This window comes from Chloroflexota bacterium (assembly GCA_009840355.1).
Classification (GTDB): domain Bacteria; phylum Chloroflexota; class Dehalococcoidia; order Lucifugimonadales; family JADFKI01; genus Bin90.
In genome coordinates this window covers 1-4,730 of sequence record VXNZ01000043.1, presented here as the reverse complement: position 1 = coordinate 4,730, position 4,730 = coordinate 1, and the positions used below count along the sequence as shown (strand labels likewise).

Genomic DNA, 4,730 nt, shown 5'->3' with positions numbered 1-4,730 from the left:
CCGCCCCCTCCACTACCACCCTCGCCGGTTCCGGCGCCGCCCTCTGCGCCTGTATCATTCCCATCACCTTCAGAATCAGCGTCACTGTCCTTCGGCAACTTGGGCGTTCCCTGTTTGCGGACTGGTTTAAGCGAAATCTTGACTTTAGCGCCAAAGCCTGGCTCACTGTGGCCTTCGCCTCGGTAGTCGCCAGACTCCTCAAAAGGCTCCTCGGGCTGATAATCTGGAAGATATACCGCCAACTCAGAAAGAACCGTTTTTTCCCCTCCCTCCGGCGGTCCAGCTTGTTTGCGAATTTCGCCTCTCACCCAGTCCGTGATGCGCTTAAGCGCCCTACGACCACGGTCACGATCATCCCTTGGCAGTCGATTAGGTTCGAATTGATCATGTCTTGGATTTTCCATACGGCGCAGAAGCTCATTGCCCTCGGGATCTTCAAATACGCAGAGCGCAGCAAAGTCACGGAAACCATGAAAACGAATCAAACCGGCCTGTTGGGTCGTTACAAGCATCCCTGTCCGGCGCACGAAGGCCACCTTCCTTGGCAACCCCTCGGCAGTACTGATCCAAAGCCTACAATGTCCCAAGTCAACATCTTGTTTCTCTGCAGCAGGCTCTTCTTTCGACAGCTCCCAAAAAATCTGTGCATCTTTCACTGAATTGCCGGTAGAAGCCTGAGGGTTTTCGGAGCTATCGGAACCTTGCAAGTATTCGAACCATTTGTCGATCGAAGTACGGTCCATTTCCATCAGGTCGGTATACTTGTCTGGTTCTACGATTACATTTAAGCGCTCAGTACCGATCGCGTAGAAAAAGTTCTCTATGACACTTTCGGCAATGCGACTGCGCCAGTCTCCAGTCTCTTGAAATCCCATAACTGTAACGCTGGTACCTCTAGCCGGTCGTTGGTCCTTTTCAATCACCCGAAACTCGTTCGGTATACCATCGGTCAATTCGAGACAACCCTCCTTTAGCCCGAAGAATCCCGTCCCCTGGGTCTCATTGCCGTCAGCGTCGGAATGCGATATGAGCACTGACTTCCCTTGAAACTTTTCGCGTTCCTGTCCATTCTCGATGAAACAAGTCCAATAGAAGACAGTTCGCAGGTTCGATACAGCGAACGGTGCATACTTCCCAATACCGTGAGAACCTCCAGCTCCCTCCATATCGGGCTTATGACTAAATCCCTGCATCTTTACTAATGCCCGCCAGTTTTCCCCGAAAAGACCGGTCGTATTTCGATCAGAAATGCGCAAACACGGAACCTGTTTGGCTTCGACAAACTTGGCCGCTTCACGTAGGGCTGCAGCTTCCATGGCGTGCTGGTGCTCGGTTATCGTACTTCTGCAAGATTCGATAGCCGTTGCTAGTTCGCTGCGACCAACTTGGTCCAGGTCACAATCAAGCAATTCAAATGAAACATGCACAGGCTGTTCCTGATCGAGGCAAGCGTCAAGAGAATTCTGTATTGTCTCTCGTGCGAGGCTCGCCAACGGCTGCCCAGTGAAATGGGCCATTCCGGGATCGTTGATCCCAGTACTAATTCCCCCATTTGTCGGCGGAAAGAGCCAACCGATTTGCCGGGTCATTTACTATCAAAACCTCTATCATCAAGTATTCTGGCACAGGTTTTCCCGACCAAGCGGGCGAGCCCCACGCAAACAGAGTTTCCGAGCAGACGATATTGCTCCGTCTCCGGTATCTTGGGAAAGAGACCATCCTTGTCATCGAACCCTTGGAGCCGAGCCACCTCACTGACACTTAAGCGCCGAATTCCCCAAGGGTCGCGAACGAACGGAACGTTGTGCCCACCAATGCCCATGTTGGCCGTAAGGGTTGGACATAGCCCTTGTTTCTTCTCGCGCACGTACGAGCGACGCAACTGGTAAACGTTTGCTTCCGACTCACCTGCGCATATTGCACGGTTAATCATCTTATAGTAGCGGTTGTCGGGAGAAAGATAGGCGTCCTCACAACCGCGCTGAGTGCGGTCAACGAAGTCTGCGAGAGGACGTCGTTCTGACTCGGAACCACTTCCCAAGAAAGGCGGACAGAACGGGTTCCGTGAAAATCGATCCCGTAACGCCGCGACCATGAACAAACGTTCACGGTCCTGCGGTAACTCCGTTGCATCCTTGACATTCACGACCCAGCATGCTTCCTCTCTGAACCAATAGCCGATTCGTCGCATAGCGCGACGGACGCGGTCAAACCACTCCCCATTGGCGCCGTACAGAAGATGCGGAACGTTTTCCAAGATAATCAGCGAAGGCCGTACCTTTGGCTGAAATTCTTCAATCAGCCGAGGAATCTCGAAGAATAGATTTCCACGGGAGTCCCCGAAACCTCGTCGATTTCCGGCCTGAGAAAAACTCTGACAAGGGAAGCCCGCCGCGAGTACATCTATACTTCCAAGACTATCCACCTGGACGGATAGCTGTCGCACATCTTTCTCGATCAACCGTACCTGCGGGAAACGGTGCCGAAACGCAGCACATGCATACTCGTCGTTGTCGGTTGCCCAACTGATCTCAAATCCAGCATGTTCCAACCCAGTGGCAAACCCTCCCATACCACTGAACAAGCATGCGGCCGTTGGAGCCTTCTTGTCTGCTATTGAACTGCCATTAGTAACAATAGCTTGAGGTTTTGCTAAAGCAGTAGGGCCACTCGTTTTTAGCATTTGTCTATCCAAATTCGCAGCAGACCAGCGTATCCACAATGTAAGGAGTTGCTCAAATTTGTGCGATAAGCGCATATACTAATGCAACCAATTGAATTTGGCTTGCCATACCCGTACCCAACGCTCGCTCGAGTCACGAAATTAGGGCGTCGGCAATCGTAATGCGGTGAAGGGCTAAAGATCATCGTGGCCACCGTTTCGAAACGTTATGAGCACATGATAGTGTCTCGATTGAGCAACGCAGTGTAATCATGGCATAGGATCTTTGACAACCGATCAAAGGCAGGCCACATTCGGACAGTGACTGACGTAGCTTCCTCCACTCGGAGGACCCTGAGTGCGTCGTGCGCACTTGATTAGGGCCTGCTTTGCACCCAACCCGATTACCGCATGTCAAGAGTATAGTCGCCGAAGAAAGTAACGATGATTAGCGATAAGGTAAATTGAATCAACCTTTGAAAGTCGGTACTGATTGGACTTTCAACCTAACGAGACCTTACTGGCATTGGGATGCGCGTGAGAAGCTGCTCTGGAATTAGATCGCCAGCAACGTGTGCCGCGTTCCTTCGTCGGGTCCGTCGCATACTCGGCGCTGCACTAGCTCCCAGCTCTGAGCGAGCGCCGCCCCCGGTAACGCTGTCAGCACCGAAACGCTCAACAGCACCCAACCCGCGATCGAGTGATTAAGCAAGCTCTCTAGCACTTTCTCGCACCTGAACAGCGTTGCATCCGTGATCGCATCCGGAAGCTCATCCGTTGTCTGCACGTCCGTGCTGAGGGCCATGCAAGCGTCGGGTCCGGGCCACCACTTCTGCCCTACGCCCGCGTGACGCATAGCCGAACCAGCTATTGCACGATAAGCCGCCGGGTCACGAGTGCTCCGGCACCAGCGAACGCCCAGCGTTGCTTGATAACCATAGAGCCTCGTCAAAGTGACCTGGCGGCTCCGAGATTGGTATCTGGAACGACCGGTTGCGAAACTATTCGGGCGCGACCTGTGGCGAGGCCCCATGATGTCGAGCCCGCCGGTCACCTCGTAGCGCATCAGCACCGGAACCTGGTAGCAAAGCCATTTCCCAGTTCCTGTGAGAAGAAACGAAAGCACGTAAGAGTGGGTCGAGCACTTCTTGATGGTCACGCAGCGAAGAAGCTCGCCGTTCAATGCCTTTGTTTGATCAAGATTTTCCGAATAGCGATGGCAGCGCTTGGCGCCGCAGTCTCCCCTCGTAGCATGGTTGTTACGGCGCTCGGCGCAGACCGCATCTCGACGTAGGGACAAGTGATGGAATTGCCTGCCGCTGCCGGGAGTCATACCAGCGGATACGTCAGGACGAGAGAGCGGAAGAGCGCGGCACGGGTGAGCTCGGCAGCCTGACTCAGACATCCCTGGCGACGAGCGCGTGCCGGCCTACCGCAGTTTGCCTTCCTTCTGTTTCACTGCATCGACGATATCCGCCAGCAACAGCAACGTAGGTTCTGCATCCAACACCAACACGCGTAGAAGACCGGCCGCGTGAACTCGCTCCTATTTCAACGCAACTGTCGAAAAAGACAGGGAAACTGGCCGGCTTCTTCACCGGTTGGGTGCAAATATGCAATGCAATACAATGACGTGAAAACTGTCCGAGCCCGTTGGAAATGGCGGATCCGATCGCTTGGTACGACTCGAACTCCGAGGCTGTCATAGCGCAGTACGAGGGCTTGACTTCCGATACGGTCCACCGCTGGCTTCGTGACTTGCTACCCAAGGGCTCGGCCACGGTCTTGGACATCGGCGCTGGCAGCGGCCGTGACGCCGCCTGGCTGTCAGCCAAGGGCTACGACGTCGTGGCGGCAGAGCCTTCCGCATCCATGCGGGCCGCCGGAGCGGCAATACATGCGCAGGCCGCCATCCGATGGATCGATGACCGGCTACCGGCACTCGCCACCGTCTCCAAATCCGGCCTGTCGTTTGATCTGATCCTTCTGAGCGCTGTCTGGATGCATCTGCCCCCGGGCGACCGGCCGCGCGCATTTCGCAAGATCATCAACCTGCTCAAGCCGGGCG

The 4,730-nt window shown here is 54.6% G+C and carries 4 protein-coding genes; 1 reads left to right on the top strand and 3 read right to left on the bottom strand.

The window, feature by feature from the left end:
- From F4X57_11215 to F4X57_11205, 3 genes are all read right to left on the bottom strand, one after another.
- Window positions 1–1,589, bottom strand: a 1,589-nt coding sequence (locus F4X57_11215; protein MYC07718.1) for a hypothetical protein, incomplete at its 3' end; no start/stop codon positions are given.
- Window positions 1,586–2,758: a DNA (cytosine-5-)-methyltransferase gene (gene dcm, locus F4X57_11210; protein MYC07717.1), complete on the bottom strand. Its 1,173-nt coding sequence runs from the start codon at window positions 2,756–2,758 to the stop codon at window positions 1,586–1,588. The genes dcm and F4X57_11215, both read right to left, overlap by 4 nt.
- Window positions 2,759–3,218: 460 nt before the next feature.
- Window positions 3,219–4,067 carry an ATP-dependent DNA helicase RecQ gene (locus F4X57_11205; protein MYC07716.1) on the bottom strand — a complete coding sequence of 283 codons (849 nt, stop codon included), beginning with the start codon at window positions 4,065–4,067 and terminating at the stop codon, window positions 3,219–3,221.
- Window positions 4,068–4,321: 254 nt separating this feature from the next.
- On the opposite strand from F4X57_11205, the gene F4X57_11200 reads away from it, so the two are divergent.
- On the top strand, window positions 4,322–4,730 hold a 409-nt coding region (locus tag F4X57_11200; GenBank protein ID MYC07715.1), incomplete at its 3' end, for a class I SAM-dependent methyltransferase.